The following is a 26,840-nucleotide window of genomic DNA, read 5'->3' on the forward strand; positions in this document are numbered from 1 at the left end:
ATAGAGTGCATGAGATGGGACGCACAAGCACTTTCGCCAACTCGTAGACCGGCGTCCGAAAGCCTTGACAGTATGGCTCCTGGCCCTGCCCCGGCCATGGACGCCCTGCTGCCTCTGGCCGGGCTTGTGCGTTCCATCTCAACACCCGAATTCTCCGGAGTCACCTTCCATGAGGTCACCGCAAAGTCAGTGCTCAACAAGGTGCCTTCGGGTTCCAATATGCCTTTCGAATGGACAGTGAATCCCTACAGGGGCTGCAGCCATGCCTGCGTCTATTGCTTCGCCCGGAAGACGCACACCTACCTGGAGTTCGACCCCGGACGCGACTTCGACTCCCAGGTGGTAGTTAAGATTAACGCGGCAGAGGTCCTTCGGAAGGAACTGGCCAAACCCTCCTGGGAACGGCACCAAGTTGCCCTCGGAACCAACACCGACCCCTACCAGCGCGCCGAAGGCCGATACGCGCTGATGCCGGGGATCATCCGGGCACTTGCCGATTCCGGCACACCGTTTTCAATCCTGACCAAAGGCACGTTGCTTGCCCGGGATATTCCCCTGCTCAAGCATGCGGCTACCCAGGTACCCGTGGACCTGGGTATCTCGCTGGCCATGACCAACGAGGACCTTGCAGAGATTGTTGAACCCGGCACTCCATCCCCGAGGGCCCGCCTCAAGCTCATTGCGCGGCTACGTGAGGCAGGTCTGGGTTGCGGAGTCATGGCTATGCCCATCCTGCCTTGGCTCACGGATTCAGACGAAGCCCTTGAGTCCTTGTTCTCGGAACTAGCCAACGCCGGCGCCACAGGCGTCACTGCAGGGGCCCTCTACCTTAAGCCGGGTACACGTGAGTGGTACATGAAGTGGCTCGCCGCCCACCACCCCGAACTTGTAGGACGGTACCGTCGCTTGTACGGGCAGGGATCGTATGCGTCAAAAGAGTACCGCTCCTGGTTGTCGGCCAGGGTCAATCACTTCAAAGCCAAGCATGGCTTTACCGGAACGCAAGGCTTCAGCCACCGCAATGCCCGGTCAGCCACCACCCCGGCCTCGGGCCCGGAGCCTGCAGTTGGGACGCCGCTGCCAGGGCAAGAACCACTTTTCTAAGCTTCTAGGCCCGTTTTCCAAGCAGCTAGGCCAGTGCAGTCACGCGTTCCAGCAACGCCCGGACTATAGGGAAGTCAGCCGGGATCCAGGCCAGGCCAAGAGCTTCTTCGTCATCAAGCAGGGATACCCAGCGCAGCTCGTCGTGATCCTCAAGAGCACGAGGTGTGCCTTCAGCGAGTTCCGCCAACCAGACACGCATAGCCGCGCGCTCATTGAGGGGCCACCCCGCGGCCTCACCAGACTCCAGCTCCGCCCCCAGCCGGACTGTAACTCCCAGCTCCTCTGCGAGCTCCCGATGAAGGGCAGCTTCGGCCGACTCACCCTCCTCTACTTTGCCGCCGGGAAATTCCCACATTCCGGCGAACTGCGGGGGTGCAGTGCGGCGGGCTACAAGGAGTCGGGCCGGGGCGTCCAGGGAGTCGACGACGGCGGCGCCCACCACGTTTATCAGTCCAGTCACTGAAACAGTCTATGGGTGGCGCCTAGCATGGGCATCGTCACATACCGACGTCAAGTCGCGGTCACGGGACTAAGCTTGTTATCGGATTTTCTCCACCTTTTCCCAGCCCTCAAGGCACCTCACGAAGCAGGCTCATGACTATCACTGTGTCCCCACCCGCCGTCGCCAAAACAGCAAGGCGCCACCTGGGCTTGGCCATCCTCGCGCTGGCCACGGGCGGGTTCGCCATCGGCACCACTGAGTTCGCCATGATGGGTCTTCTCAAGGAAATCGAGGAAGGACTGGGCATCAGCACTCCCGAGGCCGGCAACCTCATCTCCGCCTATGCCTTGGGCGTTGTCATCGGAGCGCCCATCTTCGCTGCATTCGGAGCCAAGCTTCCCAGGAAGTACCTGGCGCTGGGGTTGATGCTGTTCCTCTCCATCGCCAACCTGACCTCTTTTATTGCTCCCGACTACGGTTTCATGCTGCTCTCCCGCTTCGCTTCCGGGCTCCCCCACGGCGCGTTCTTCGGTGTGGCTGCCGTCATTGCTGCCGGCTTGGTGGCACCCACAAAACGCGGTTGGGCCATCTCCATGGTGATGGCAGGCCTCACCGTCTCCAACGTCATCGGCGTGCCTGTGGCCACCTGGGTCGGGCAGACCTTCGGGTGGCGCCTTCTCTTCATCATCGTGGGGGCCATCGGCCTGCTGACCGTGGTCATGGTCTGGAAATTCGTCCCCTTCGAAGCAGCACACCCTGAGGCGAGTATTCGACGCGAACTCGGTGCCCTCAAGCGGCTTCAAGTATGGCTTGCTTTACTGATCGGCATCATCGGCTTTGGTGGGTTCTTCGCCGTCTACACCTACATCGCGCACACCATGACCGGCGTGGCAGGGATACCCGAAAGCCTCATTCCGGCAGTCGTGGCGCTCTACGGACTGGGCATGGTTGCGGGCAACATCATCGGTGGCCGCATCGCGGACAAGTCCGTTATGGGCACCATCTATTGGGTCATGCCGGGCATCGCCGCAGCATTGGTGGTTTACGCCATTGCCGCCCACTGGGCTTGGTCCGCCTTCATCATGGCCTTCGTCGTTGGCGGCATAGGCTCCATGCTCACGCCAGCGTTGCAGACCCGTCTCCTGGATGCCGCTCCAGGCGCTGCCTCGCTCGCTTCGTCTCTGAACCACTCCGCCCTTAACATTGCCAATGCACTGGGGGCCTTCCTCGGCGGGACCGTGATTGCCTGGGGTTGGGGCTATGTGGCTCCGGCCCTTGTGGGTGCCGTCCTTGCCATCCTCGGCTTGGGAGTTGCCATCATCAGCGGACTGCTGGAACGCAAGAAGCCGCTGGCTACCTCATGAATCGCTAGAGCGTGATCCAACTGCTGGATACCGCAACAAAGAAGGATGGGCTCTTCAGTTTGAAGAGCCCATCTTTGGTTAACGCTGACTTAGCTTAGTGCTGACCTGACTAAGCCTGGACGCGCTCAACATCGGGTTCAAGGTAGATGACCCGGGCGATCGGTACGGCCGCCCGGATCCGCTGCTCGGCGTCGTCAATCACACGGGCAATTGCTTGACCGGTATCGGCGGCGCCCATGGTGATCTTGGCTGCAACCAGCAGTTCCTCCGGCCCCAGGTGCATGGTCTTGAGGTGGATGATCCGGGTGCCATCCGCCTGCAGTGCCTCGGTGATGCGTGCGACGTCGTCTTTGGTGGCCGACTCACCCAGCAGGAGCGATTTGGTCTCCACCGCAAGGATGACAGCAATCGCGACAAGCAGCAGGCCGATCATGGCCGTACCGAAGGCGTCCCAAATGCCATCGCCGGTTACGAGAGTCATGCTGACGCCGAACAAGGCGAACACCAGGCCCAGCAAGGCGCCGAAGTCTTCCAGGAGGATGACCGGCAACTCGGGCTGCTTGGCGTTGCGGATGAACTTGGCCCACGTCTGCTTGCCACGGATATGGTTCGACTCCACGATGGCGGTTCGGAAGGAGAACGACTCGGCGATGATGGCGCCAACAAGGACAGCCAACGGTACCCACCAGAAGTCGCCTTCGATGCCATGCGGGTGCTGGAACTTCTCCCACGCCTCGTACAGGGCGAAGAGGCCACCCACGCTGAACAAGACGATGGACACGATGAACGCGTAAATGTACCGTTCGCGGCCGTAGCCAAAGGGGTGCTCGGGACTTGCCGCACGCTGTGCGCGCTTGCCTCCTACCAGGAGAAGGATCTGGTTGCCGGAGTCGGCCACTGAGTGAATGGCCTCAGCGAGCATGGACGATGACATCGTCAGGACGAATGCAACGAACTTCAGGACAGCGATGGTCAGGTTCGCGGCGAGGGCCGCCACGATCGCTTTGGTACCGCCACTTGCAGCCACGAAAGCTTCACCTCTTCGGTTTTGGGAAAGTTTGGAATGGGCCAGGAAGAGTCGTCATCGTGACGATCTTGCAAGAAATACCGTACCGGGCGTCAGGCTGTTTCTACATTCCCGGCCCGGGCGCCCTGCTGCGAACGGGCGCTGGCATAGAGGCAAACTGTGGCCGCTGTGCCTAGGTTCAGGCTCTCGGCCGCGCCATAAACAGGGACGGCTACGCGGTGATCCGCGAGTGCCAGTTCTGCATCGGACAGCCCTTGCGCTTCGTTCCCGAACAACCAGGCGGTGGGTGCCTCAAGGGCGTAATCCGAGGCTACATCGCCGTTTCCGAGCCTCCGGGCAGCACTCTCGTCCTGGAGCTGGTCAAGGTTTACCGTCCCATACCCGTCGGCGGCCAGGATCCCAATACCCAGTTCCCGGCAGCGCGCGACAAGATCTTCAACGTCAGCCCCCAGCACCACCGGCAGGTGGAACAACGAACCGGCCGTGGACCGTACCGCCTTGGGGTTGTATATGTCCACGCTTGAGCCGGTCAGGATCACGGCGTCGGCACCTGCGGCGTCGGCCGCGCGCAAAACGGTCCCTGCGTTGCCGGGGTCCCGGACCTGGCACATGACGGCGATAAGGCGAGGACCGGCGTCGAGCACCGATTCGAGGCTGACATCCACGAAACTACACACGGCAACAATGCCCTGCGGGTTGACGGTGTCCGCCATGGCGGCCAGGACGTCGTCGCTGGCCAGCCGAAGATGTGTTCCTTCTGCAAGGTCCGCGAGTTCCGGGAGCCGCTCCAGGCATGCCTCGCTCGCAAAGACTTCATGCACGACGGCGGAACCGCCTGCCGCAGTACGTTCCCGGTGCAGGGTCAAAGCCTCGCGAACCGCCTGTGGACCCTCAGCCAGGAAACGGCCGCGCTTTAAACGGGCCGGGCGCCCGGCAAGCTTTGCAACGTCCCTCACCCGATCTGCTCGGGGGTTGGTCATCGGAAAGTCTTGCGGGCGCCCGGTTTCGTTCATATAAAGAACTTTAGTGGCAGTTGCGACTAGTTCTTGATCTGCTGGCGGGCTTCGCCGCCGGCCGGCTCGAAGCCAGCAGCCTTTGCAGCCTCAACCGTGGAGAACCAGTATTCTGCAGCAGTGTTCTCGTACCAAGTGGAACCCGGTACGTGGTACTTCTTGGACTCGGCGTTGCCCTTGATGGCGTGGCCTTCCGGAGCACCTTCGCCGTCAACGGCAGCAATAGCGCCATCGATAGCGGGCTTCTCGGAGACAGAAGCCTTGACAGCCGTTGCGGTAGCAGCAGCGGGAGCAACCTTGGCAGCCTTCGGTGCGGCAACCTCGGCCTTAGCAGCCGGAGCAGACGTGTCGGCCGGGAGGGCAGCCTTGGCAATGTTCACCAGAGCGGCGAATGCGTTGGCGTCCGAAACAGCCAGTTCGGCCAGCATACGGCGGTCAACCTCAACCTCAGCGGCCTTCAGGCCCTGGATCAGGCGGTTGTAGGTGAGGCCGTTGGCGCGGGATGCAGCGTTGATGCGCTGGATCCAGAGGCGACGGAAGTCACCCTTCTTCTTACGGCGGTCGCCGTAGCTGTACACAAACGAGTGCAGCAGCTGCTCTTTGGCCTTGCGGTACAGGCGCGAACGCTGACCGCGGTAACCCTTGGCGCGTTCGAGGATAACCCGGCGCTTCTTGTGGGCGTTTACCGCCCGCTTCACACGTGCCACGTGCGTACTCCTTCAGAAATCTTTATCCCAAGCTGCTACTGCCGGAGATCCGGCCGGCCTGAGAAGGCTTTTGGTGTAGTCGGCCGCTACCGGATGGCAGCAACCAAAGAACTTGGAACTTAGACGCCGAGCATCTTCTTGATGACCTTGGCATCGCCCTTGAAGACGATCTTGTCGCCGGCGAGGCGACGGGTCAGCGTGGAGGACTTGTGCTCCAGGTAGTGGCGGCGGTTGGCCTGCTGACGCTTCAGCTTGCCGGTGCCGGTCAGCTTGAAGCGCTTCTTAGCACCGCTGTGGGTCTTCATCTTCGGCATGGGGACCGATCTCCTTACGTATCCACGGACAAAGTCCGCAGTTCTTTCGTGCAGCCGGCCTACGAGGGCCGGCGTGCTGGTTGCTTGCCGTTGGAGGTCAGGACCTCCGGGGCGTTGAACTAGTTGGTCTTGCGTGATGCAGGCTTGGGCGCAGCCTTGGGAGCTGCGGGCCGAGCTGCCGGCTTGGGAGCTGCCGGCTTGGCGACGGGCTTCGGAGCCGAGGGAACTGCAGGCTTCGGGGCAGCTGCGGGAACAGCTGCCTTCGGAGCTGCCGGTGCGGGAGCTGCTTTGGGGGCCGGTGTTTTCTCCGCCGGTGCAGTCTTCACAGCCGGGGCTTTCTCAACCACGGGTGCTTCTTCGACTACAGGAGCTTCCTCAACAACCGGAGCCTCTTCGACTACGGGTGCTTCTTCAGCTACCGGTGCTTCCTCGGCTTCTTCAACAACCGGTGCCTCTTCAGCAACGGGGGTTTCAGCCTCGGGAGCGTCCACGGCTTCCTGCTTGGGCTCTTCTTCGGAAGCGAGCAGGCCTGCGGGCAGAAGGTCGCCCAGGGTCTGCGTCAGCGGAGCCTGCTCACCTGTGGTGTCCACGCGTCCGGATGCCTTGGCCTCATTCTGGGCCTTGGCTTCGGCACGCTGGGCTGCACGCCGGGCTTCTGCCTTGGCTTCGGCCTTGTTCTTCAGCGGGCCGATCACCATGACCATGTTGCGGCCATCGATGCGAGGGCTCGACTCAACAATGCCCACCTCTGCGACGTCTTCAGCAAACTTCTGAAGCAGGCGGATGCCCATTTCCGGACGCTGCTGTTCGCGGCCGCGGAACTGGATCATTGCCTTGACCTTGTCACCTGCACCGAGGAAGCGAAGTGCATGTCCGCGCTTGGTTTCGTAGTCGTGCTTGTCGATCTTGAGGCGGAAACGGATTTCCTTCAGAACCGTGTTGGTCTGGTTCTTGCGGGCCTCACGCGCCTTCACGGCAGCTTCGTACTTGTACTTGCCGAAGTCCATCAACTTGCAAACAGGAGGCTTAGCCTGCGGGGCAACTTCAACGAGATCGAGATCGGATTCGGCAGCAAGACGCAGGGCGTCCTCGATGCGGACGATTCCTACCTGTTCGCCGGCAGGGCCGACCAGCCGCACCTCGGGGACGCGGATACGCTCATTGATTCTTGGCTCGCTAATGTTAAAGCTCCTGTGGTTGTGGTGAGTTTCACCGGCAAATAGAGAAGGCCTCCAATTGCTGGTGCAATCGAAGGCCTCAAGGATCGGGTGTGCTCCTTTGAAGGGTGCACGCACTCCAGAGGCTACGCCTCCGTGTGTCCGACCAGTACCCGGCAACCTCTTGTTCCGTGAAGGAATCCTGTTCCCCGAAGGGAAAACGGCTGACGCGGGTGGGAGAGAACTCCGCTTGCAAACTGAAAATCAATTCTACAGAAATAACCCGCCAAGCGCACATTGCACGCGGCGGGAGCATTTAATGCGAATAACGACTTCCAGTCGGTCTGTGACAAGCTTACCAGTATGAGCACTGAAGACAGCAATTCGCGCAACTCCTACTCCGAGGACACAGCCACGGCCACCACAGCCGACGCCGGGGTTTCCCAGCAGATCCGTGACATCGCGGAAGTTCCGGCAGTAGAAGTCATCACCACCGGCGCGGTCCACCTGATGAGCGCCGCCGCTGTGAAAGTCGGCCTTGCCGATGACCCCAACGCAGAAGACCTCAAAGACCTCGACGAGGCCCGCAAGCTCATCACTGCACTGGCTGGCCTCGTAACGGCGGCCGCCCCCGAAATCGGTTCGCAGCATGCCGGGCCCTTGCGTGATGGACTGCGCTCCCTCCAGTTGGCATTCCGCGAAGCCTCCCTTATCCCTGACGCACCGGGCAAAGGCCCAGGCGAGAAGTTCACCGGGCCGGTGAACTAGCCAGGAACTGCCCAAAATACCTGCGACGGCGGCCCGACCACATGTGGTCGGGCCGCCGTCGTTAATCACTGGTATCGCGGCTCAGTGGGATTACCGCTCACTGGGATTACCGCTCACTGGGATTACCGCTCACTGGGATTACGGCCCCGAAGAATTAGCGACGCCGGAGCTACACCCGGGCGCGCCGACGCCTGGACATGAGGGCGAAGCCCGCGATGCAAAGTACGACTCCCGCGAAGCCGACGGAGGCAAATCCTCCGGACGGCCCGACGGTGTCAATAAATATCCCGGCAAGGGGCGCGCCGAAAGCAATCCCGGCCGTCAGCGCGGATCCGTACCAGCCCATGGCTTCGCCGCGGCGTTCCTCATCTACGAGGTCCGCCACCTTTTCCGATGAGGCCGACAACACCGGGGCGCAAAGAAGGCCAGGGAGAATCGAGAGCACGGCCAGCGTCCAGGTATCGTGTGCGAAACCCATCGGGATGGTGAGCGCGGCCATGCCCAACAACAGCAGCATGGGAGAGACCGAACGATTCATTGCGCCGTAGATGAGTCCGCCCACAACCGATGCCGCACACCAGAAGAAGAAGACGATTCCAATCTCGTTCTGGTGGCCGCCGCGCTCCAACAGGCCAACAATACTGACGTCCGAGCCGCTAAGTACCATCCCGGATCCCGCAGCTACGGCGAAAAGTGCCGCAACGGAAACCGTAAACCAGGTGAAATTGCGTGCCACGCGGTTCCGAAGGCCGGCTGTGCGGGACGTGGCTGCCGGTGCCATTTCAGACGCCGCCTCCTGCACATGGCCTGGCGCGGAAGCCACCATGGCCGCCTCGGCGGCGGCAAGGTCCGCGGCGGCCCGTGCCGCGGATTCCTCCGGAGTGCAAGTGGCATCGCTGCGGGTGGGAGGGTTGAACCAGATCAAAAACAGGCCAGCCACGGAAACAGAAATGCCCACCGCGGTAAGCCCCACGGCCGAGAAGCCGCTGGTTGCGACGATCGCGCCAACGGCGGGACCTATCATGAACACGAACTCAGTGGCGATGGAATCGAGCGCAAACGCCGAGCGTCGCTGGTCGCCGTCCACCATGACGCCCAACGATTGACGAACGACGCTAAAGATCGGCAACGTGAACAAGCCACCCACGAAGACCAAGGGAAGAAGCCAGGCGTAAGGGACGTGCGGAACAATGGACCAAATCACTGTTTCCGAGATGACGGATGGGATCAGCGCCTTACGCAGGCCCACCATGTCCACGCGCCGACCACGCCAGGGCGCCCCCAAGGCAATGCCTATGGTCATGACGGCGGCAGCGGCACCCGCGGCGGCGTAGCCCTGCCCCAGTGACAGGACAATGTGCAACGTCAGGAGCACGCCCGCCGCCGAATGCGGAATGCGGGCGATCATGCCCACCAGCAGGAGCCGCCGGACAGGGCGAATGGACAGCATCTCTTTGTAGAGAGCGAAATTCACGGGCTAATTCCTCTTGTTCCCCCAGGGCAGTCCCCGGTGGACGGGTACTGCCGTTAGTGCCGCCCAGGCTCCTGTGCCGCACGTTGCAGTTTTACTTCAACGGAATCGACGCCCTCGGCAAACGATTCCACCTGTGCCCACGCCTCGTTCAGGTCAGCCACCAGCGATTGGACGGCAGCGGCATCGAGTCCGTCCTCAAGGAAGAGCACTATCCGCAGTTCCGGGCCAGCGCCTCCGCCCGGGACCGTGCGGCCGTCCGCAGTCAGGGAGGCGACACCACCACCGGCCTGTGTTTCGAGCCGGCGCACCGCCGGAAACGCCTCGGCCTGTGAAGCGAGAGCAGACTCCAGTTGATCATCAAGGTATGACGGCGTCCAGTCCCGCTGCTGCGCCAACGCCCACATGGCTGGCCGCCGAACCACGAAGGTGAACGCCGAACCGGGGTCCAGCACCAACAATTGTGCGCCTTCGGAAACAGCCGAAAGGGCCGCCCTTGCCGCATAAACAGCTACGGGCCGGGCCTCTGCATGCCACGATTCAAGAGCGGCGGCCGTGGTGAACACCGGCATTGCCTTCCGGCCATCAGGCGCCTTAAGTGTGACTAATGCCATATCGGCCTGCTTGTCCGCGTGCAGCCCGTCAACGCCTTCGGCTTCCTCGGCGAGCTGGGCTACCACGGGAACGAAAACCCGGGCGGTAGCGAGTGAAGCCAGGACCTCCGCCTCACTGCCCGCCCCGTTCAGCAGTGCATCAACGGCGGCGAGGTAACCGGGGTCGGCACTGCCGTCGTCGTCTTCGAAATTGTGGATCCTGGCATCGTCACCAGTCAGGCTCCGGCCTTCCCAAGGTTGCCCCGCCGAGTCGGTAGCACCGCCGGCGCCGGCCAGGGCAGCGGCAATATGGCCTGGAAGTTCGCGTCGTCCGGCATCGCGGTTCCCCGGGTGGTTCTCCGGGCGGGAATCTGTGGGACGTGAAGCAGCCATCAGCGACGACCGGCTACATCCAGGGCTTCGGGCAAAGTGAAAGCGCCTGCATAAAGGGCTTTGCCAACAATCGCACCCTCGACGCCCAACGGCACGAGCTCGCGGAGCACGCGAAGATCCTCAAGGCTGGATATACCGCCTGAAGCCACCACCGGCTTGCCCGTCTTCTGCACCATCTGGCGCAGCAAGTCAACGTTCGGGCCCTGCAGCGTTCCGTCTTTGGTGACATCGGTGACCACGTAGCGTGCACAGCCAGCGTCCTCCAGTCGGGAAAGAACTTCCCAGAGGTCGCCGCCTTCTTTGGTCCAGCCACGACCAGCCAGGGTGGTACCACGGACGTCGAGGCCGACGGCGATCTTGTCACCGAAACGGTCAATGGCGCGCCTTGTCCACTCAGGGTTCTCCAATGCTGCCGTACCGAGGTTCACCCGCTCCACGCCCAATTCCAGGGCGCGTTCCAGCGACTCGTCATCCCGGAGACCGCCGGACAACTCAACCTTGACGTTGAGCTGGGAGACGACCTCGCTGATGAGGTCCGCGTTGTTGCCGCGGCCAAAAGCGGCGTCGAGGTCCACCATGTGCACCCACTCAGCACCGGCGTTCTGCCAGTTCAAGGCAGCTTCCAGAGGCGTGCCGTAGCTGGTTTCCGAACCTGCCTCGCCTTGCAGCAGGCGGACTGCCTGGCCATCAACGATGTCGACGGCGGGGAGGAGTTCCAGAACGGACTGGGCAGAGGTGGTCATGTGTGTCCTAGGAGTTGATGGGGACGCGAGGCATTCAGTTGCCCGGCAGCGTCAGGAGATAGGCGGCAAGCAGGGACATCCCCGCCAGTACATAGAAGGAAACGGAAACCCACAGTGGCTTCTTCTGCTGGTGGAAAGAGATACCTCCACCCACCAGCACGCCGGCAAGGCCCATAAGCACTACAGACCACACTTAGGCTGCACCACGATCGTCCGCTGCCGGAGCCTGTGCCACCTTGGATGCAGGCTTGCGAAGCCCGTCCACCCAGTTGCGCAGGAGGCGCGCCCCGGCGTCTCCGGATTTCTCGGGGTGGAACTGCGTTGCGCACAGGGGGCCATTTTCAACAGCAGCGATAAAGCGGGCACCGTGCTCGGACCACGTCACCAAAGGTGGAGCCATCCGGGGCTGAACGACGTCGAAGTTCCACTCCTGCACGCCGTATGAGTGAACGAAGTAGAAGCGTTCCTGCTCGACGCCTGCGAAAAGCTTGGACCCTTCAGGCACGTCCACCGTGTTCCAACCCATGTGGGGAACCACGGGGGCGGGCAGGAGTTCAACCTTGCCCGGCCACTCAGCCATGCCCTCGGACTCGGTTCCATGTTCGACTCCCGCTTCGAAGAGCACCTGCAGCCCAACGCAGATTGCCAGGACAGGCCGTCCACCCGCAACGCGTCGGCCAATCATGCGGATCGCATCGACGGCCTTGAGTTCCCTCATCACTGTTTCAAAGGCACCCACGCCGGGGACCAGCAGCCCGTCGGCATTCAGCACGTCCTCAGGCTTGGAGCTGAGAACCACCTCGGCGCCTGCCCGTTCCAGGGCGCGAACGGCCGAACGGACATTGCCTGAACCGTAGTCCAGCACCGTAACCGTGGGCTTGCCTTCCGGCGACTCCGGCTTGACGGTAGCCGAAGCGTCAGTAACCGCACCGTCCTTCAGGATTTGCCCGCTCATAGCGCGCCCTTGGTGGATGGGATGCCCTCGACGCGGGGATCCGACTCCACTGCCGAGCGAAGAGCCCGGGCAAAGGCTTTGAATTGGGCCTCGACGATGTGGTGGGGATCGCGGCCTGCAAGAACGTTCATGTGCAGGCAGATACCGGCGTGCAATGTGATGGCCTCAAAGACGTGGCGGGTCAGCGAACCCGTGAAGTGGCCGCCGATCAGGTGGTACTCCTGCCCTGCGGGTTCTCCTCCGTGCACCAGATACGGGCGGCCCGAAACATCCACGACAGCGTGCGCCAAGGCTTCGTCCAAAGGAACCGTTGCTTCGCCGAAGCGGCGGATTCCGGCTTTGTTGCCCAAGGCAGTACGCAAGACCTCACCAAAAGTAATGGCCACATCCTCAACTGTGTGGTGGGCATCAATGTGGGTGTCACCCGTGGCTTTGACGGTCATGTCAATCAGGGAGTGCTTGCACAACGCCGTCAGCATGTGGTCATAGAAGGGAACCGTGGTGCTGATGTCCGAGACACCGGTGCCATCCAGGTTGATCTCCACCAGGACGGAGGATTCGCTGGTGGTGCGCTCCATGCGCGCAGTGCGGTCAGCGGACGGCTTGGCGCCGGTTTCGCTCATTGGGACGTCCTTATACACGAAGAATGGGGTGGGTCTATTGACAAGTTTAGTTGGGTTGGGACGCAGGACTGTCCAGAAGGGCTTCCAAGGCTTCAAGGAAGGCCGTCGTTTCCTTTTCTGTTCCCGCTGTCACGCGCAGGTGCCCCGGAATGCCGACGTCGCGGATCAGGACTCCCGCATCCAGCAAGCCCTGCCAGATCGCGTGCGGGTTCGAAAGCCCACCGAAGAACACGTAGTTTGAGTCCGAGGCCGCCGGCTTGAGCCCCATTCGGAGGAGTTCGGTCACAATCCGGTCCCGTTGCACCTTGATGTCCTCGACGTCGGCCATGAGCGCTTCGCGGTGATTGAGGGCGGCCAGGGCCGTGGCTTGTGTGACGGCTGAGAGGTGGTAGGGCAGCCGAACGAGCCTGATGGCATCGGTAACCTCAGGCGCGGCGGCCATGTAGCCCAAGCGGGCACCTGCCAGGGCAAAGGCCTTGCTCATGGTTCGCGAGACGATCAAACGTTCGCGCCCGGGAAGCAGCGTCAGCGCGCTTGGCGTGTTGTCGTGCGCGAACTCGTGGTAGGCCTCATCTACGATGACGATCGCCTGGCTGGCCTCGCCGGCTTCGTACACGGCTTCTACGACGTCCAGGCCCAGTCCCGTTCCCGTGGGGTTGTTGGGCGAGCACAGGAACACGATATTTGCGCCAGTCTCCTTCACTTGGGCAGCAGCAGAAGCCGCATCCAGGCCATAGTCGTCAGCTCGCACTCCACGGACATACTCGGTGTCCGTGCCACTGGCAAGCAGCGGGTACATGGAATACGTGGGGGGGAATCCCAGAGCTTTGCGCCCCGGACCGCCAAAGGCCTGCATAATCTGCTGCAGGACCTCGTTGGAGCCGTTGGCTGCCCAGATGTTCTCCGCGGAAAGCCCGTGTCCGAGGTAATCGGCAAGGGATTCACGGAGTTCCGTGAATTCGCGGTCAGGGTACCGGTTCAGACCGGTGGCCGCAGCAGCAACAGCCTGGGTAATCGCCTCTTGCACGTCTGCCGGCACGCCATGGGTGTTCTCGTTGACGTTGAGCAAAATGGGGACGTCAAGCTGCGGCGCGCCATAGGGGCTCAATCCACGCAGGTTGGTCCGAAGGGGAAGGCGGTCAAGTCGCTCAAGCTGGTCACTCACCAAGACAGTTTAAGGTGCCGGTGCGACTGCAGAGTAACTGTGACGCCAGAGACGCCCACCCATAGGCCCACGGCCGCTCAATTGGCGGGAACGAACAGCTGCTGGCCGGGCTGGATGCGTCCCCCGCGGAGATCGTTCAACTGAATGATTTCTGCGATGACATCACGGGGGTCCCGCTCCGGCGCGGCCGCACCGGCGATGCCCCACAAGGACTGCCCGGGCTGGACAGTAACCGTAACGGCCACCGGCGGCTGAAGCTGACCTTGGGAATCAGAAGCTTTAGCCGGGGAGTTAATGAAGCCGGCGAGGCTCAGCAGCGCGGCAAGGAGCAGCATGATGGGGATCCCGAAGAACACGATCCTGCCGCGTTGGGTCAGCCGGAGACGCGCAGGAGCCGGAGTGTTGCGGAATTCATGGAACGTGGAGATTGCGGACATGAGCTGAGCCCTTCTGAGCGATTGCCTGCATCGGATGCCCGCTGCTGGCTGCCAATTCCTTGTGTTCGTTGGACCCGGCCCGAATATTCGAACACTTTCTTCGAACATCCGAACCCTGCTCAACTTCTATAGAACACATATTCGAACCTTGCTATGACATTTTTAGCACTTATCAACGAACGGTGTCGAGACTCGCTAGAACGAATGTTTGATAAACGCCTGTGCCTGGCCTAGGTTTGAGTGAAGAAACAGGCACTGTTTCAGTGGAACAGGAGGGTCTGACATTTTTCAGATCCAACATCCCCGGGCTCACTCCAGACTGTGACCGGGCGGAACGGAAGGGCATTGGCGAACATGGCAGCGAAAGCCACCGGCGGCGGGGTTCCCCTGCGGAGCCAACAGCCTCAAAAGAGTCCCAAAAGCCTGACTGTCCGGCAGAAGAAAATCCTGGAAACCATCCAGCGGTCCGTCAATGACAACGGGTATCCGCCCAGCATGCGCGAAATTGGCGACACCGTTGGTCTCGCGAGCCTCTCCAGCGTCACGCACCAGCTTTCCCAGTTGGAGAAGCTCGGCTACTTGCGCAGAGATCCCAAGCGCCCCCGCGCCATGGAAGTACTTATGCCTTTGACCCTTGACGGCGGGACAATTCCCGGAGTGGAAGCAACTACTACCCTCCGCAGTGCAGGCGGACTCGCCGTGACGGAGTTGGCCAGTGCCAGCGACACCGCGATGGTGCCCCTGGTGGGACGCATCGCAGCCGGTGGGCCCATCCTCGCTGACCAGACGATTGAGGACGTCCTGCCCCTGCCCCGGCAACTGGTGGGCCACGGCGAACTGTTCATGCTGAAGGTCGCTGGGGACTCAATGATCGATGCCGCCATTTGTGACGGTGACTGGGTAGTTGTCCGCCGCCAGAATGACGCCATCAACGGCGACATCGTGGCAGCACTCCTGGATGACGAAGCCACGGTAAAGACTTTCCGCCAGCGGGACGGCCATACCTGGCTGCTCCCCCAGAACACGCAGTACGAACCGATACTTGGAGACCAAGCCACCATTATGGGCAAGGTCGTCTCGGTCCTGCGCTCCCTCTAGGGCGTTCGCCTACGTTTTCTTTGCGCCCAAGCGTTCCAGGACGCCGCGCACCACGTTGCGGTCCGTCGTAGCCCAAAATGGCGGCAAAGCGGCCCGTAGGAACCCGCCGTACCGTTCGGTGGAAAGCCGTGAGTCCAGGACGGCGACCACGCCTTTATCGCCGGTGGAACGAATGAGGCGTCCTGCTCCCTGCGCAAGACGAATTGCCGCGTGCGTAGCTGACACCGCCATGAACCCGTTGCCCCCGGACTGTGCAACGGCTCGCGAGCGTGCGGTCATCAGCGGGTCATCAGGCCTCGGGAACGGAATGCGGTCAATCACCACAAGGCGGCAAGAACCGCCAGGGACGTCGACGCCCTGCCACAGGGACATCGTGCCGAAGAGGCAGGTGTCCGGTTCATCAGCAAATTGCTTCACCAGTGCTGCCATGGTGGATTCCCCCTGGCAGAGGATGTCCACATCCAGACGTGGGCGCATCGCGTCTGCAGCTTCCTCGGCCGCCCGACGTGAGGAGAAGAGGCACAGGGCTCCCCCACCGGATGCACGGATCAGGTCTTCAAGCTCATCCAGTGCCTCGGGAGAAGTGCCCCTACCGGGCTTGGGCAGGTGTTTGGCCACGTAAAGCACACCCTGCTTGGGGTAATCAAAAGGCGATCCGACGTCCAACCCGGTCCAGCTGGGCGCCCCATCTCCAATGAGCCCCAGGCCACCTGCTGCGGGCTCAAAGGCAGATCCAATAGCCAACGTGGCCGAAGTAAGCACCACAGTGTGCCCTGCGAAAAGGCCTTCCCGCAGCCGGCCGGCAACGCTTAGCGGGGCGATGTTGATCAGTGCCGGCGCGGTCTCGTCCGGGTGCGAGTACCCTTGCTGGGGATCGAAGGTACTGTTCCTGGAGAACCACACCACTTCGCGGTTCTCCTTGGCCGCGAGCATCCGCTCGCACAGTTCCAGAATGAGCATGAGCCGTGAGCGCGCAAGCTGCCTCCCGCCGTCGACGGCGTTTGAAGAGTCAGTCTTCGAGTCAGATAACGCGGCGCGGGTGGCATCGCGCAGTTGATCCAGGCAGTCCAGTTGTTCGTCGTTGAGCCCGTTGGGCAGCAAACCATTGGGAACTCCTGCAATGGCCATGTCGAGTCGATCGGCTGCCGCGTTCAGGGCGTCTACGGTAATAGCGGTGTGCTTGCGCGCGCTCGAAGCCGCGGCATGCACCATTGCCACGGACAGCTGACCGGTAACGGCCCCCGTGACCCTGTCCTGCAGCTCATGCGCTTCGTCAACCACAACGACGTCGTACTCGGGCAGGACAGCAAGCCCTTCGAAGGCACTCACGGCCAGCATGGCATGGTTGGTCACCACGACGTCGGCCTCAGCCGCCCGGGCCCGTGCCTGCTCGCTAAAGCACTCCTCGGCAAGTGGGCATTTTTGCGCTCCCAGGCACTCCATGGACGTCACGGAGACCTGCCGCCAGGCGCGGTCGGTAACGCCCGGCATCAGTTCATCGCGGTCGCCCGTGGCCGTCTTTTCGGCCCATTCACGCAGGCGGACCACTTCCTTGCCCAATTGCGACGACGGGCCGCCAACCGCCGCTGCAAAATGCGGCACGCTGGTGTCCTCACCCAGGGAAAAAAGTTGGCCCTCGGACGGCTCTTCGCTGGGGAAGCCGCCCTCCAGCTTTTGCAGGCAGACATAATTTGCCCGGCCCTTGACGAGTGCCACGTTCACGGGACGCTCAAGGGCCGGGCTTATGGTCTCCAACAGCCGGGGCAGGTCCCGGCCCACAATCTGTGTTTGCAGGGCCAAGGTAGCGGTGGACACAAGCGTCGGTTTGTCGCTGTCCATGGAATGGGCGATCAACGGAATCAGGTAGGCCAAAGACTTACCCGTTCCCGTTCCCGCCTGGACCAGCAAATGCTCACCGGACTCGATCGCCCTGGTGACTTGCCGTGCCATCTCGTGCTGGCCTGAACGGCTTTGACCGCCCATCCCGGCAACAGCTTTGTCCAACAGCTCGAGGGTAAACTTCTCCCCCACTGACTCGACGACGTCCGCCGCCACCTTCTCAACCATTGCTGACGAATGACTCCAGCTCGGCGGCCAATCCTTCACGAACCATGGCCACCACGCGGGTTCCGTTTTCCTCGTGCTCGAGGCTCAGGATTTCCGAATCGGAGTTGTGCAGCTTGTTGACCATGTCACCGCGGTCATACGGGATCAGCACCTCGAGGCGGACTCCCGGCCGGGGAATGGACCGGCTGATCTCTTCCAGGAGTTCAGGAATGCCCTGGCCCGTACGGGTGGAAACCACGGCGTGCCGCGGTTCCTTTTGCTTCAGGCGTTCCACCACGAAAGGATCCGCTACGTCCACCTTGTTCAGGACGATGATTTCCGGAACCTTGCGGGCGTCGACCTCGGTGAAGACAGCACGCACTGCCGCGATTTGCCCTTCCGGGTCCGGGTGGGAGGCGTCCACGACATGCAGGATCAGGTCTGCGTCCGCTACTTCTTCCAGTGTGGAGCGGAAAGCTTCCACCAGTTGCGTAGGCAACGAGCGGACGAATCCAACGGTGTCAGCCAGCGTGTAGCCGATACCATCCGGCGTCTGCGCCTTCCTGACCGTCGGGTCCAGGGTGGCGAACAGGGCGTTTTCCACCAGCACTCCAGCATCGGTCAGCCGGTTCAGGAGCGAGGACTTTCCAGCGTTGGTATAACCAGCGATGGCAACCGACGGTACGGCATTACGACGGCGGTTGGCCCGCTTGGTCTCGCGCGCCGGCTTCATGGCGGTGATCTCCCTGCGGAGCTTGGCCATGCGCGTCCGGATCCTGCGGCGATCGAGCTCGATCTTTGTTTCACCTGGACCACGGGAACCCATACCGGCACCGGCTCCACCCACCTGGCCACCGGCCTGGCGTGACATGGAGTCACCCCAACCACGAAGCCTGGGGAGCAGGTACTCGAGCTGTGCGAGTTCAACCTGTGCCTTACCTTCACGACTCTTTGCATGCTGCGCGAAGATATCCAGGATCAGGGTAGTCCTGTCCACCACCTTGACCTTGACGATGTCCTCAAGTCCGCGTCGCTGCGAGGGGGAAAGCTCGGTGTCGACCACCACGGTATCGGCTCCCGTGGCAGCCACGATGTCCTTGAGTTCCTGGGCCTTGCCCGAACCAAGGAACGTTCCCGGATCCGGCTTCGTGCGGCGCTGAACCAGGCCGTCAAGGACCTCGGATCCGGCAGTCTCTGCCAGTGCTGCGAGTTCGCGAAGCGAATTCTCGGCGTCAGCCAGGGTGCCTTCTGTCCACAGGCCAGCCAGGACAACGCGCTCCAGACGCAACTGCCGGTATTCAACCTCTGTGACGTCTTCGAGTTCGGTGGAAAGGCCGGCGGTACGGCGGAGGGCCCGGCGTTCGGCCAGGTCTTCCTGCTCGCCGTCGTAAATGCTGTGTTCCTGGTCAAGCGTGGAGATCGCTTGTGCCCTGCCGAAAACGCCTTTGGCGTCATTGTCATCGGATGCCTGTTCGGGTACATCCTTGGAAAGAATCCGGTCAATGACGGCCTGGATTTGTTCAGGACTCATGTCCTGGGCGTCGGAATCGGATCCGGAGTGCTTCTGGGTGGTCATGGTCTCCTTAGACTGTTCGGCATATCCAGAATAGTGCTGTTTGGTGTCCAATGGGACGGTATTCGCGCTGGGCTGACGGGCTTCGGCCATAGAGGGCCTCCTGTGGTGCTTGAATCGAGCGGGTTGGTCCGCGGGAGGTCCTGTCCTGCAGGAGAATTCATCGCCAAACCCTAAGCCAGGCGCTAACAGCAGATGGCTGGGCCACTGCTTTCGCGACAGCTGGGGGACATGTTCTACTGAGCAACCGCGATCCACCAACAATGGGAGGTGCGGAGTCTGCCGGACGGAACCTGCGGGCGGAATGGCCATGCGCTGGGCTGATATGCCAAGCGGGCCTGCATCGCGGGCAGGTGCCTTGCCGACGTGGTGGCCGGCTCGGGCTGATTACTCAAAGATCAAGAACATGCCTTCAACATTAGCAGCACTGTCAAACGGTCCTGGCCCGAGGGCAGTTTCCCAAGCCGACGATAGCCAACTAATCTGGCAAATTATGGAGTCTGCACACTATTTCAGCGCCCAACCGGCCGGTCCGTTCACCCGCAAGCCCCTCACAGTGGAACTGGCTGGAGCTACCCGTCACGTGCAGACCTCGTCGGGTATCTTCAGCCCCGACGGTGTCGACAAGGGTACCAAGGTACTTTTGGCCGAGGTTCCACCACCTTCGCCCCGTGGCAACCTGCTGGATATCGGGTGCGGCTGGGGCCCTGTTGCCCTCACCATGGGGCTCATGGCGCCCTTGGCACAGGTCTACGCCGTGGACGTCAACGAGCGCTGCATCGCCCTGACCAATGAGAACGCGCTTGCCCTGGGTTTGAACAACGTGAAGGCCAGCCTCCCGCACGAGGTAGACCCCGGCGTCGAATTCGACACGATCTGGTCCAACCCGCCAATCCGCATCGGCAAGGACGAACTACACACGCTGCTCCTGACGTGGCTGCCCCGGCTGGCACCTGGCGGCAATGCGTGGATGGTGGTTCAGAAGAACCTGGGTTCGGACTCCCTCCAACGCTGGCTGGCCAACGAACTGGACAAGTCCTTCACGGTCTCCCGGGAGAGCACCTCCAAGTCCTTCAGGATCCTTCGGGTCAGGAAAGCGTCCCACTAGCCACGATGACTGCAGGGCCGCTCAGCTCAACGTGTTCGCGGCCGTCCTCCCCCGGGAAGAACCTGACGTCCACCACGCCACCAGGAACGTTGACATGCCAGGCATTTGGGGCGCTGCTGCCAGCCCAATGACGGATCGCGACAGCGGCGGCACAAGCCCCGGTGCCACACGATTGGGTTTCGCCCACTCCGCGCTCGTGGACGCGCATGGTGATGGTTCCCACACCGTCGTGAACCAGCGGCTCTGCGGGCACCACAAACTCGACATTGGTGCCATTGGCAGGCTTGGGATCCACTACCGGCGCGGTGAACAACTTCGTGGCGGCGAGCTCGCCAAGCTCCGCAAGCGCTACCACCGTGTGCGGGTTGCCCATGCTGACCGAGAGCCCGGGCCGGGCCACCTCCAGACCGTCTGCGCTGACCAAGGCATCCATGGCTTTGCTTTGTGCTTCTGTGGGGAAAATGAATTCCCAAGGGCCCATATCCACGGCATAGCCGTCGGCCGTGCGCACAATCTTCTTAATGCCGCCACGTGTTCCGATGGTCAAGGACTGGCCCGGCCCGAGCTCAACCAGGCCTTGGGCGATCAGGAAATGCACGAACACGCGGACGCCGTTACCGCACATCTCCGACAGCGAGCCGTCGCCGTTTCGGTAGTCCATGAACCACCCGGCGGAGGCGTCCTGCTCGAGCAGGTCGCGGCCCTCAGGCAGGTAACGGGATGGGACAGCCCGGATGAGACCGTCACCACCTATCCCCCGATGCCTGTCGCACAGCTGTGCTACTTGCTCGGGAGAGATCTCGTGGGCATCACCGGGATCAGCAATCAGGACGAAGTCATTGCCCGTTCCATGGCCCTTGGAAAACGCCAAACCGGAAAGGCTGGCAGCGGGCACGGGGGCACCGGCAGCGGCGGACTGCTGGGCGGGAACTGCGGCGGTTTGATCCATGGGACTAGGCTACCCGCCGGGCAGGTTCGGCCAGAAATTGCTGTATGGAGTGCCAGCCCTGCTAGGCCAGCGCCACTGCCTTGGACACAAGGTCCGGGTCCTGCCAGTCAAGCCAGGTAATGCGGGGATCGGCCCGAAACCACGTCAATTGTCGCCGGGCGAACTGCCTCGTGGCCACAATGGTTTCCTCAGCTGCCTCCGGGACGCTGGCTTCGGCGTCGAGCACCCTGAGGAACTGAGCGTATCCCAAGGCACGCGAGGCTGTCTTGCCGCGCCGAAGCCCAGCCGCATCAAGCCGTTCCACTTCCTGCAGCAACCCCGCATCCACCATGCGGTGTACGCGGAGCGCCAGCCGCTCCCGCAGAACCTCCCGGTCCACAGACAGGCCAATCTGTAGGGCCGACTGGAAGTACTCGCGTTGCGGCATGAACGAGCTGAACGGCCGTCCCGTCATTCCATGGACCTCCAGGGCCCTGATCACCCGCCGGGCATCCCCCAGACGGCCGGCCGAGATCGGATCCACCTTTTCAAGCCGGGCCCGCAACGGCGCCAGACCGAAGGTTTCCCATTCGTCCTCAAGCCGTTTTCGCAAGACGGGGTCCGTGCCGGGGAACTCCAGTACGTCCAGGGCGGCCCGCACATAGAGGCCGGAGCCGCCCACCATGATGGCGCGCTTGCCCCGGGCATGGACGTCAGCAATGACGGCGCGGCATTCCGCTTGGAAGTCCGCCACGCTGGCTTCCTCCGTGACGTCCTTTATGTCCAGCAGATGGTGTGGCACACCCTTGCGCTCGTCCACAGTGATCTTGGCCGTACCGATGTCCATGCCCCGATAAAACTGCAGGGCATCAGCGTTGATGACCTCGCCATTGAGGGCAAGGGCCAGCTCGACGCCCAGATCCGATTTACCCGAGCCGGTTGGGCCGACGACTGCGATTACCGGCGGCGCGGCATGGGAGGGAGTCATTCGATCTCGAAGAATGGGCGTCAGGCGCCGCGAACAGGCAGCGACGGCATGCCCAAAGACACACCTTTCTTGCCCGGGGCCGAGCCCGCGCTCGGAACACCGCAGGAGTCTGCCTGCGAACGATCCCAGGCGTCTCCTGCCCTTGACCGGCGCAGCATGTAATCGTCCAGACCGGCAGGATCGGCGACCAGGTGGAATGCCGCGGCTTCGGTGATGGTCACGGTGACAAAGTCGCCGGGGCGTGGGGTTTCCGCACCATCAGGTACTGAGAAATGAACGAGTCGCTGATCCTTGGACCGGCCAGACAACCGGTGCGTTTCCTCTGCTTTGCGGCCGGACTGCGCCGTCACCAGAATTTCCACACGGCGACCCAGTTGCTTGGCGTTCTCCTCCGCGGCAATACGGTCCTGCAGGGCCGTCAGCCGTTCAAAACGTTCCTGGACCACTGCTTTGGGAAGTTGCTCCGGAAGCTCGGCAGCAGGCGTACCAGGCCGTTTGGAGTACTGGAAGGTGAAGGCTGAGGCGAACCGTGATTTCTCCACGACGTCAAGCGTCGCTTGGAAATCCTCTTCGGTTTCTCCGGGGAAGCCAACAATGATGTCCGTAGTGATGGCCGCATTGGGGATCCGCTCACGCACTTTGTCCAGGATGCCAAGAAACTTGCTGGAGCGGTACGAGCGCCGCATATCCTTCAGGACCTTGTCCGAGCCCGATTGAAGGGGCATGTGCAACTGGGGCATCACGTTGGGTGTCTCGGCCATCGCATCGATGACGTCGTCCGTAAACGCGGCAGGGTGCGGGCTGGTGAAGCGTACGCGCTCAAGGCCTTCGATGTCCCCACAGGCACGGAGAAGCTTTGAGAAGGCCAAGCGGTCACCGAATTCAACCCCGTAGGAATTCACGTTCTGGCCCAGCAACGTGACTTCCACGGCGCCGTCGTCCACCAAGGCCTGAATTTCCGCCAGGATTTCTCCGGGACGCCGGTCCTTCTCCTTGCCACGGAGCGACGGCACGATGCAGAACGTGCAGGTGTTGTTGCAACCTACTGAAATCGAGACCCAGCCGGAATACACGGAATCGCGCTTGGTGGGAAGGGTGGAGGGGAAGACGTCCAGCGATTCCAGGATTTCGAGTTGGGCCTCGTTGTTGTGCCGCGCCCGCTTCAGCAGTGCCGGAAGTGCTCCCACGTTGTGGGTGCCAAACACAGCGTCAACCCAAGGAGCCTTCTTGACGATGGTTTCCCGGTCCTTCTGGGCGAGGCAGCCACCAACGGCGATCTGCATGCCAGGGTTGGCTGCCTTGACCTGCCGAAGCTGGCCAAGGTTTCCATAGAGCTTGTTGTCGGCGTTTTCCCGAACGGCGCACGTGTTGAACACCACGATGTCAGCGACCTCACCCTCCGCCGGCACGTAACCAGCGTCCTCAAGGAGGCCCGCCATACGTTCGGAATCGTGGACGTTCATCTGGCAGCCGAAAGTCCGGACCTGATACGTCCTCGGTTCAAACGGGGAACGGGCATCCGTCACTTGGGCATCAGCATTTGTTGCCAATACTGATCCCGAAGGCGTGGTTTCTGCTGAGGGGGAAGGAATGGTCAAACTCACTACTCAAGGGTACCGGCTTGGGCAAGTACCTCGCCGACGATCCGGAAGGCCATGGAAGGGGCATATCCCTTCCGGGCAAGCATGGATGCCAGCCTGCGGGTGCACTTGTCACGTTCCGCACGATCGGAGAGATCCACGCCCGGCCTCAGTTTGCGCTCAACAAGCTCACGGGCGGCGATTTCCTCATCTTCATCGCTGAGCTGCGAGAGTGCTTCCGCGGCATCATCGAGCTCGATACCTTTCTCCGTTAGCTCACGGCGAATGGCACTTTTTGCCAGCTTTCGGCTTTGGGAGCGGCTACGCACCCACATTCTGGCAAACTCAGCGTCGTCAATGAGCTGGACTTCCTCGAAGCGGTCCAGCACAGCCTCAGCAACATCCAGAGGGACATTCCGCTCGGCCAGCTTGCGGAACAGCTGCAGCCGACTCCGTGGCGCCATCGTCAATTGCCTCAGGACGATGGCGCGGGCCACGGATTCGGGATCAGGCTCAGGATCGCCGGAGACGGAGGACTCCGGGTCCGGCCCGGTTCTAGCCGTCAACGGCCTTCAGCTTTGGGGAATCTTCCTCCGGCTTGACACCCACGCCAAGCTTTTCCTTGATAAGGCGCTCAAGTTCCTGTGCCAGCTCCGGATTATCACGCAGGAAGCGCCGTGAATTCTCCATGCCTTGGCCCAACTGATCGCCGTCGTACGTGAACCACGAACCGGATTTCTTGATGATGCCGTGCTCGACGCCCATGTCAATGATGCCTCCCTCGCGGGAGATGCCCTGGCCGTAGATGATGTCGAATTCAGCAATCTTGAAGGGCGGGGCCATCTTGTTCTTGACGATCTTGGCCTTGGTCCGGTTACCGACGGAGTCGGCACCTTCCTTCAGCGTCTGAATGCGACGGACATCGATGCGCACCGAGGCGTAGAACTTCAGAGCCTTACCACCGGTGGTGGTTTCCGGCGATCCAAAGAAGACGCCGATCTTCTCACGCAACTGGTTGATGAAGATGGCGGTGGTCTTGGTCTGGCTTAGGCGACCGGTGATCTTTCGCAGGGCCTGGCTCATGAGCCTCGCCTGAAGGCCGACGTGGGAGTCGCCCATCTCGCCCTCGATTTCAGCACGCGGGACCAAGGCAGCCACGGAGTCGATGACGATAATGTCCAGTGAGCCGGAGCCCACCAGCATGTCCATGATTTCCAGGGCCTGCTCACCAGTGTCAGGCTGCGACACGAGCAAAGCGTCTGTGTCCACCCCAAGCTTGGCGGCGTAGTCGGGGTCAAGGGCGTGCTCGGCGTCGATGAAGGCCGCGATGCCACCGTTACGTTGCGCATTGGCTACAGCGTGGAGCGCAACTGTGGTCTTACCAGAAGATTCCGGGCCGTAGATCTCTACGACGCGGCCACGGGGCAGGCCGCCAATGCCAAGGGCGACATCCAATGCAATGGATCCAGTAGGAATGACTTCGATCGGGGCGCGGGTGTCATCACCCAAGCGCATGATGGAGCCTTTGCCGAACTGCTTGTCGATCTGGGCAAGCGCTGCTTCGAGCGCCTTCTCACGATCCGGGGTTGCCGCCATGGTTCACACCTCTGATGCTTTCTCGCTGTGGAGTGGCCTGAATGGCCGCTTTCCTGTCATGTCAGACGCTATTACGGCTCCCTGACATTTTTTGAAGCCGACGTGGGCTATGTGGATAACCAACCCTCGGATTGCTTGTGGAATGCGTCCTTCAGGAACAATTTTCCTCTCACAGGAGCATATCCCCATCCGAACAGATATTCGAACAATGCAGCGGGCGTGTCACCACCACAGAGCTGGAAGTCCCTTGGCAAACATGGCCGGACGTCAGTTGGCCGCAGGCTTGATGTCCCTGCCGAGCCTGCGCTCCATGGGGACATCCTGGACTTCGCAAATGGCCAACCACACTTCCCGTGGCTGGTAGCCGGCGGCAAGCGCCTCTACGGCGGTACGCCCTCCCACGCCGGCCAGCACCAGGGAATCGGCCAGGACGCGGGAATAGCCTGCCCCAAATTCATCGTCCATCAATCGCCAGAAGTCACTTGCCCTCACGGATAGAGTCTCTCACGACGCCGGACTCTAGAATGGTTGCCATGAGCAATCCTCTCCAGAGCATGCCCCCCGAGGCCGTGCCAGGTGACACCATAGACGACGCCCTTCAGCAGGTGGAACACCAGCTGAGCCTGCTCTGGCGCCGTGCCCGTTCCATCTCGCATCAGTTGTCCCGCCAGGTCCACCCGGACATGGAGCCTGCCGCGTACGGACTGCTGACCATCATTCGCCGCGAAGGCCCCATCCGCCTGACGGACCTTGCCTCGTGCATCGGCGTAGGCAAACCCTCAGTCAGCCGCCAGATCGCATTTCTGGAAAGTATCGGCCTGGTCTACAAGGAGGCCGATCCGCAGGACGGACGGGCTCAGTCCATCCGCCTGACGGAAAAAGGCGAAGAGAAGATGCACCAGGTCCAGGACGCCCGCCGGCAGGTATTCCGTGAGCGACTCGGTGAGTGGCCGCTGGAGGATGTCCAAACCTTGGCCGACTACATGGGCCGGCTCAACGCCGTCTACGGTGACAGCGTCATCAAGGACGCCACCCTGAAGGAGACCGAGTCCGGGGAGACTGCCAATCCCGCAGAGGACTGACCCGCGTCCCAGCCCCGCTTTGGACCACAGAGCAGCACAAACGAATGGTCACCAGACGCGAAAGGCCCCCAGCCGTAGGCTGGGGACCTTTTCTTGATAATTCCTGGTCTGGGTGTGACCTCTACCGGGCTCCGGAGAGCATGCCCTGCGGGAAGTCGTCGGTAAGGTCAAGATCGCGACCGTAGCGCTGGGAGAATTCCTGCGGAACGGTATCCGGAACAGCTACGCCCTCCGCAACGGCCACGCGGTCGCTGACTTCGCGGAGCATGCTGGACAACGGAACGTCCAGGGCGGTGCAGATAGAGGACAGGAGCTCGGAAGAAGCCTCCTTTTGGCCGCGTTCAACCTCACTCAGGTATCCGAGTGAAACACGGGCGCTGTGCGAGACCTCGCGGAGGGTGCGGCCCTGACGCTGGCGGACATCGCGCAGTACATCACCGATCTCGTGGCGTAGTACAACCATTTTGCGCTCCTTCTGTTCGCTCTGTGCCTGCTTAGCCAAGCCCACATCCTTCCAGCGGACAACGCCGTTTACGGATACGGGCTGCTTTACCATCTGTATCGC

General features: G+C 61.9%; 29 protein-coding genes. 6 read left to right on the forward strand and 23 right to left on the reverse strand.

Going from position 1 to position 26,840, the window contains the following annotated elements; translation table 11 throughout:
• The first annotated feature begins 9 nt into the window (after nucleotides 1-9).
• On the forward strand, nucleotides 10-1,104 hold the full coding sequence (locus tag KSW38_RS12410; RefSeq protein WP_216925234.1) for an Rv2578c family radical SAM protein: 1,095 nt from the start codon (nucleotides 10-12) through the stop codon (nucleotides 1,102-1,104).
• A gap of 25 nt (nucleotides 1,105-1,129) precedes the next feature.
• Here KSW38_RS12410 and KSW38_RS12415 read toward each other — a convergent pair whose 3' ends face one another.
• A complete protein-coding gene (locus KSW38_RS12415; protein ID WP_216925235.1) occupies nucleotides 1,130-1,564 on the reverse strand; it encodes a (deoxy)nucleoside triphosphate pyrophosphohydrolase in 435 nt (144 codons plus the stop codon).
• A 134-nt stretch (nucleotides 1,565-1,698) separates the two neighbouring features.
• On the opposite strand from KSW38_RS12415, the gene KSW38_RS12420 reads away from it, so the two are divergent.
• On the forward strand, nucleotides 1,699-2,910 hold the full coding sequence (locus KSW38_RS12420; protein ID WP_216925236.1) for an MFS transporter: 1,212 nt from the start codon (nucleotides 1,699-1,701) through the stop codon (nucleotides 2,908-2,910).
• Nucleotides 2,911-3,019: 109 nt separating this feature from the next.
• On the opposite strand, the gene KSW38_RS12425 is transcribed toward KSW38_RS12420, so the two are convergent.
• The 5 genes from KSW38_RS12425 to infC all read right to left on the reverse strand — a co-directional run bounded on the left by KSW38_RS12425 (nucleotide 3,020) and on the right by infC (nucleotide 7,266).
• A complete protein-coding gene (locus KSW38_RS12425) occupies nucleotides 3,020-3,937 on the reverse strand; it encodes a cation diffusion facilitator family transporter (RefSeq protein ID WP_216925237.1) in 918 nt (305 codons plus the stop codon).
• 92 nt (nucleotides 3,938-4,029) lie between these two features.
• The gene (locus tag KSW38_RS12430; RefSeq protein ID WP_216925238.1) at nucleotides 4,030-4,950 is read right to left on the reverse strand and encodes a TrmH family RNA methyltransferase; all 921 of its coding nucleotides are present in this window, start codon (nucleotides 4,948-4,950) and stop codon (nucleotides 4,030-4,032) included.
• A 26-nt stretch (nucleotides 4,951-4,976) separates the two neighbouring features.
• Nucleotides 4,977-5,657, reverse strand: a complete 681-nt coding sequence (gene rplT, locus KSW38_RS12435; protein ID WP_216925239.1) for a 50S ribosomal protein L20, sunset domain variant — start codon at nucleotides 5,655-5,657, stop codon at nucleotides 4,977-4,979.
• 119 nt (nucleotides 5,658-5,776) lie between these two features.
• Nucleotides 5,777-5,971, reverse strand: coding sequence for a 50S ribosomal protein L35 (gene rpmI, locus KSW38_RS12440; RefSeq protein ID WP_059387794.1), 195 nt, complete (start codon nucleotides 5,969-5,971; stop codon nucleotides 5,777-5,779).
• 119 nt (nucleotides 5,972-6,090) lie between these two features.
• The gene (gene infC, locus KSW38_RS12445; protein WP_308169360.1) at nucleotides 6,091-7,266 is read right to left on the reverse strand and encodes a translation initiation factor IF-3; all 1,176 of its coding nucleotides are present in this window, start codon (nucleotides 7,264-7,266) and stop codon (nucleotides 6,091-6,093) included.
• Between the two features lie 225 nt (nucleotides 7,267-7,491).
• Here infC and KSW38_RS12450 point away from each other — a divergent pair, with 225 nt between their 5' ends.
• Nucleotides 7,492-7,896, forward strand: a complete 405-nt coding sequence (locus tag KSW38_RS12450) for a DUF1844 domain-containing protein (RefSeq protein WP_216925240.1) — start codon at nucleotides 7,492-7,494, stop codon at nucleotides 7,894-7,896.
• 169 nt (nucleotides 7,897-8,065) lie between these two features.
• Here the strand turns inward: KSW38_RS12450 and KSW38_RS12455 are convergent, their stop codons facing one another.
• The 8 genes from KSW38_RS12455 to KSW38_RS12490 form a co-directional block, all read right to left on the reverse strand.
• Entirely contained in the window at nucleotides 8,066-9,370 is a 1,305-nt protein-coding gene (locus tag KSW38_RS12455) for an MFS transporter (protein WP_216925241.1), read from the reverse strand.
• 53 nt (nucleotides 9,371-9,423) lie between these two features.
• Nucleotides 9,424-10,353, reverse strand: a complete 930-nt coding sequence (locus KSW38_RS12460) for an SseB family protein (RefSeq protein ID WP_216925242.1) — start codon at nucleotides 10,351-10,353, stop codon at nucleotides 9,424-9,426.
• On the reverse strand, nucleotides 10,353-11,096 hold the full coding sequence (priA, locus tag KSW38_RS12465) for a bifunctional 1-(5-phosphoribosyl)-5-((5-phosphoribosylamino)methylideneamino)imidazole-4-carboxamide isomerase/phosphoribosylanthranilate isomerase PriA (protein ID WP_216925243.1): 744 nt from the start codon (nucleotides 11,094-11,096) through the stop codon (nucleotides 10,353-10,355). The genes KSW38_RS12460 and priA overlap by 1 nt, the downstream gene beginning before the upstream one ends.
• Before the next feature lie 34 nt (nucleotides 11,097-11,130).
• Nucleotides 11,131-11,289 carry a hypothetical protein gene (locus KSW38_RS12470; protein WP_216925244.1) on the reverse strand — a complete coding sequence of 53 codons (159 nt, stop codon included), beginning with the start codon at nucleotides 11,287-11,289 and terminating at the stop codon, nucleotides 11,131-11,133.
• Entirely contained in the window at nucleotides 11,290-12,051 is a 762-nt protein-coding gene (gene hisH, locus KSW38_RS12475; RefSeq protein WP_216925245.1) for an imidazole glycerol phosphate synthase subunit HisH, read from the reverse strand.
• On the reverse strand, nucleotides 12,048-12,674 hold the full coding sequence (gene hisB, locus KSW38_RS12480; RefSeq protein ID WP_216925246.1) for an imidazoleglycerol-phosphate dehydratase HisB: 627 nt from the start codon (nucleotides 12,672-12,674) through the stop codon (nucleotides 12,048-12,050). Before hisB ends, hisH begins: the two co-directional genes overlap by 4 nt.
• Nucleotides 12,675-12,720: 46 nt before the next feature.
• On the reverse strand, nucleotides 12,721-13,839 hold the full coding sequence (locus KSW38_RS12485) for a histidinol-phosphate transaminase (protein WP_216925247.1): 1,119 nt from the start codon (nucleotides 13,837-13,839) through the stop codon (nucleotides 12,721-12,723).
• A gap of 77 nt (nucleotides 13,840-13,916) precedes the next feature.
• Nucleotides 13,917-14,276, reverse strand: coding sequence for a LysM peptidoglycan-binding domain-containing protein (locus KSW38_RS12490; RefSeq protein ID WP_216925248.1), 360 nt, complete (start codon nucleotides 14,274-14,276; stop codon nucleotides 13,917-13,919).
• Between the two features lie 354 nt (nucleotides 14,277-14,630).
• Between KSW38_RS12490 and lexA the strand changes: the two genes are divergently transcribed.
• Nucleotides 14,631-15,374 carry a transcriptional repressor LexA gene (lexA, locus tag KSW38_RS12495; protein WP_216925249.1) on the forward strand — a complete coding sequence of 248 codons (744 nt, stop codon included), beginning with the start codon at nucleotides 14,631-14,633 and terminating at the stop codon, nucleotides 15,372-15,374.
• Between the two features lie 9 nt (nucleotides 15,375-15,383).
• Here lexA and KSW38_RS12500 read toward each other — a convergent pair whose 3' ends face one another.
• Together KSW38_RS12500 and hflX are read right to left on the reverse strand one after the other, a co-directional pair.
• Complete coding sequence (locus KSW38_RS12500) at nucleotides 15,384-17,441, reverse strand: ATP-dependent DNA helicase (protein WP_216925250.1); 2,058 nt, start codon at nucleotides 17,439-17,441, stop codon at nucleotides 15,384-15,386.
• A complete protein-coding gene (gene hflX / locus KSW38_RS12505; protein WP_216925251.1) occupies nucleotides 17,434-18,996 on the reverse strand; it encodes a GTPase HflX in 1,563 nt (520 codons plus the stop codon). The genes KSW38_RS12500 and hflX overlap by 8 nt, the downstream gene beginning before the upstream one ends.
• 490 nt (nucleotides 18,997-19,486) lie before the next feature.
• Between hflX and KSW38_RS12510 the strand changes: the two genes are divergently transcribed.
• Entirely contained in the window at nucleotides 19,487-20,101 is a 615-nt protein-coding gene (locus KSW38_RS12510) for a class I SAM-dependent methyltransferase (RefSeq protein WP_216925252.1), read from the forward strand.
• On the opposite strand, the gene dapF is transcribed toward KSW38_RS12510, so the two are convergent.
• The 6 genes from dapF to KSW38_RS12540 form a co-directional block, all read right to left on the reverse strand.
• Complete coding sequence (gene dapF, locus KSW38_RS12515) at nucleotides 20,082-21,050, reverse strand: diaminopimelate epimerase (RefSeq protein ID WP_216925253.1); 969 nt, start codon at nucleotides 21,048-21,050, stop codon at nucleotides 20,082-20,084. The two genes, KSW38_RS12510 and dapF, sit on opposite strands and share 20 nt — an antisense overlap.
• A 61-nt stretch (nucleotides 21,051-21,111) precedes the next feature.
• A complete protein-coding gene (gene miaA, locus KSW38_RS12520) occupies nucleotides 21,112-22,017 on the reverse strand; it encodes a tRNA (adenosine(37)-N6)-dimethylallyltransferase MiaA (RefSeq protein WP_216925254.1) in 906 nt (301 codons plus the stop codon).
• Nucleotides 22,018-22,037: 20 nt separating this feature from the next.
• On the reverse strand, nucleotides 22,038-23,621 hold the full coding sequence (gene miaB, locus KSW38_RS12525) for a tRNA (N6-isopentenyl adenosine(37)-C2)-methylthiotransferase MiaB (protein ID WP_216925255.1): 1,584 nt from the start codon (nucleotides 23,619-23,621) through the stop codon (nucleotides 22,038-22,040).
• Complete coding sequence (locus KSW38_RS12530) at nucleotides 23,621-24,163, reverse strand: regulatory protein RecX (protein WP_216925256.1); 543 nt, start codon at nucleotides 24,161-24,163, stop codon at nucleotides 23,621-23,623. Before KSW38_RS12530 ends, miaB begins: the two co-directional genes overlap by 1 nt.
• Nucleotides 24,153-25,193 (reverse strand): recombinase RecA, encoded by a 1,041-nt coding sequence (recA, locus tag KSW38_RS12535; RefSeq protein ID WP_216925257.1) that lies wholly within the window; start codon nucleotides 25,191-25,193, stop codon nucleotides 24,153-24,155. Before recA ends, KSW38_RS12530 begins: the two co-directional genes overlap by 11 nt.
• A gap of 267 nt (nucleotides 25,194-25,460) precedes the next feature.
• Nucleotides 25,461-25,685, reverse strand: a complete 225-nt coding sequence (locus KSW38_RS12540) for a DUF3046 domain-containing protein (protein WP_216925258.1) — start codon at nucleotides 25,683-25,685, stop codon at nucleotides 25,461-25,463.
• A 41-nt stretch (nucleotides 25,686-25,726) separates the two neighbouring features.
• Here KSW38_RS12540 and KSW38_RS12545 point away from each other — a divergent pair, with 41 nt between their 5' ends.
• Entirely contained in the window at nucleotides 25,727-26,275 is a 549-nt protein-coding gene (locus KSW38_RS12545; protein WP_216925259.1) for a MarR family winged helix-turn-helix transcriptional regulator, read from the forward strand.
• A gap of 121 nt (nucleotides 26,276-26,396) precedes the next feature.
• Here KSW38_RS12545 and KSW38_RS12550 read toward each other — a convergent pair whose 3' ends face one another.
• Nucleotides 26,397-26,831, reverse strand: coding sequence for a helix-turn-helix domain-containing protein (locus tag KSW38_RS12550; protein ID WP_216925260.1), 435 nt, complete (start codon nucleotides 26,829-26,831; stop codon nucleotides 26,397-26,399).
• Nucleotides 26,832-26,840: the final 9 nt, after the last annotated feature.

Source organism: Paenarthrobacter aromaticivorans, from assembly GCF_019038615.1.
GTDB classification, from domain to species: domain Bacteria; phylum Actinomycetota; class Actinomycetes; order Actinomycetales; family Micrococcaceae; genus Arthrobacter; species Arthrobacter aromaticivorans.

Coding starts and splice junctions, on each gene's coding strand:
- KSW38_RS12550 (WP_216925260.1), bottom strand. CDS start 26,831: ATGGTAAAGCAGCCCGTATCCGTAAACGGCGTTGTCCGCTGGAAGGAT.
- KSW38_RS12410 (WP_216925234.1), top strand. CDS start 10: ATGAGATGGGACGCACAAGCACTTTCGCCAACTCGTAGACCGGCGTCC.
- KSW38_RS12490 (WP_216925248.1), bottom strand. CDS start 14,276: ATGTCCGCAATCTCCACGTTCCATGAATTCCGCAACACTCCGGCTCCT.
- recA (WP_216925257.1), bottom strand. CDS start 25,193: ATGGCGGCAACCCCGGATCGTGAGAAGGCGCTCGAAGCAGCGCTTGCC.
- KSW38_RS12460 (WP_216925242.1), bottom strand. CDS start 10,353: ATGGCTGCTTCACGTCCCACAGATTCCCGCCCGGAGAACCACCCGGGG.
- hisH (WP_216925245.1), bottom strand. CDS start 12,051: ATGAGCGGGCAAATCCTGAAGGACGGTGCGGTTACTGACGCTTCGGCT.
- KSW38_RS12430 (WP_216925238.1), bottom strand. CDS start 4,950: ATGAACGAAACCGGGCGCCCGCAAGACTTTCCGATGACCAACCCCCGA.
- KSW38_RS12545 (WP_216925259.1), top strand. CDS start 25,727: ATGAGCAATCCTCTCCAGAGCATGCCCCCCGAGGCCGTGCCAGGTGAC.
- priA (WP_216925243.1), bottom strand. CDS start 11,096: ATGACCACCTCTGCCCAGTCCGTTCTGGAACTCCTCCCCGCCGTCGAC.
- rpmI (WP_059387794.1), bottom strand. CDS start 5,971: ATGCCGAAGATGAAGACCCACAGCGGTGCTAAGAAGCGCTTCAAGCTG.
- KSW38_RS12450 (WP_216925240.1), top strand. CDS start 7,492: ATGAGCACTGAAGACAGCAATTCGCGCAACTCCTACTCCGAGGACACA.
- KSW38_RS12510 (WP_216925252.1), top strand. CDS start 19,487: ATGGAGTCTGCACACTATTTCAGCGCCCAACCGGCCGGTCCGTTCACC.
- KSW38_RS12420 (WP_216925236.1), top strand. CDS start 1,699: ATGACTATCACTGTGTCCCCACCCGCCGTCGCCAAAACAGCAAGGCGC.
- miaA (WP_216925254.1), bottom strand. CDS start 22,017: ATGACTCCCTCCCATGCCGCGCCGCCGGTAATCGCAGTCGTCGGCCCA.
- dapF (WP_216925253.1), bottom strand. CDS start 21,050: ATGGATCAAACCGCCGCAGTTCCCGCCCAGCAGTCCGCCGCTGCCGGT.
- lexA (WP_216925249.1), top strand. CDS start 14,631: ATGGCAGCGAAAGCCACCGGCGGCGGGGTTCCCCTGCGGAGCCAACAG.
- hflX (WP_216925251.1), bottom strand. CDS start 18,996: ATGACCACCCAGAAGCACTCCGGATCCGATTCCGACGCCCAGGACATG.
- KSW38_RS12500 (WP_216925250.1), bottom strand. CDS start 17,441: ATGGTTGAGAAGGTGGCGGCGGACGTCGTCGAGTCAGTGGGGGAGAAG.
- hisB (WP_216925246.1), bottom strand. CDS start 12,674: ATGAGCGAAACCGGCGCCAAGCCGTCCGCTGACCGCACTGCGCGCATG.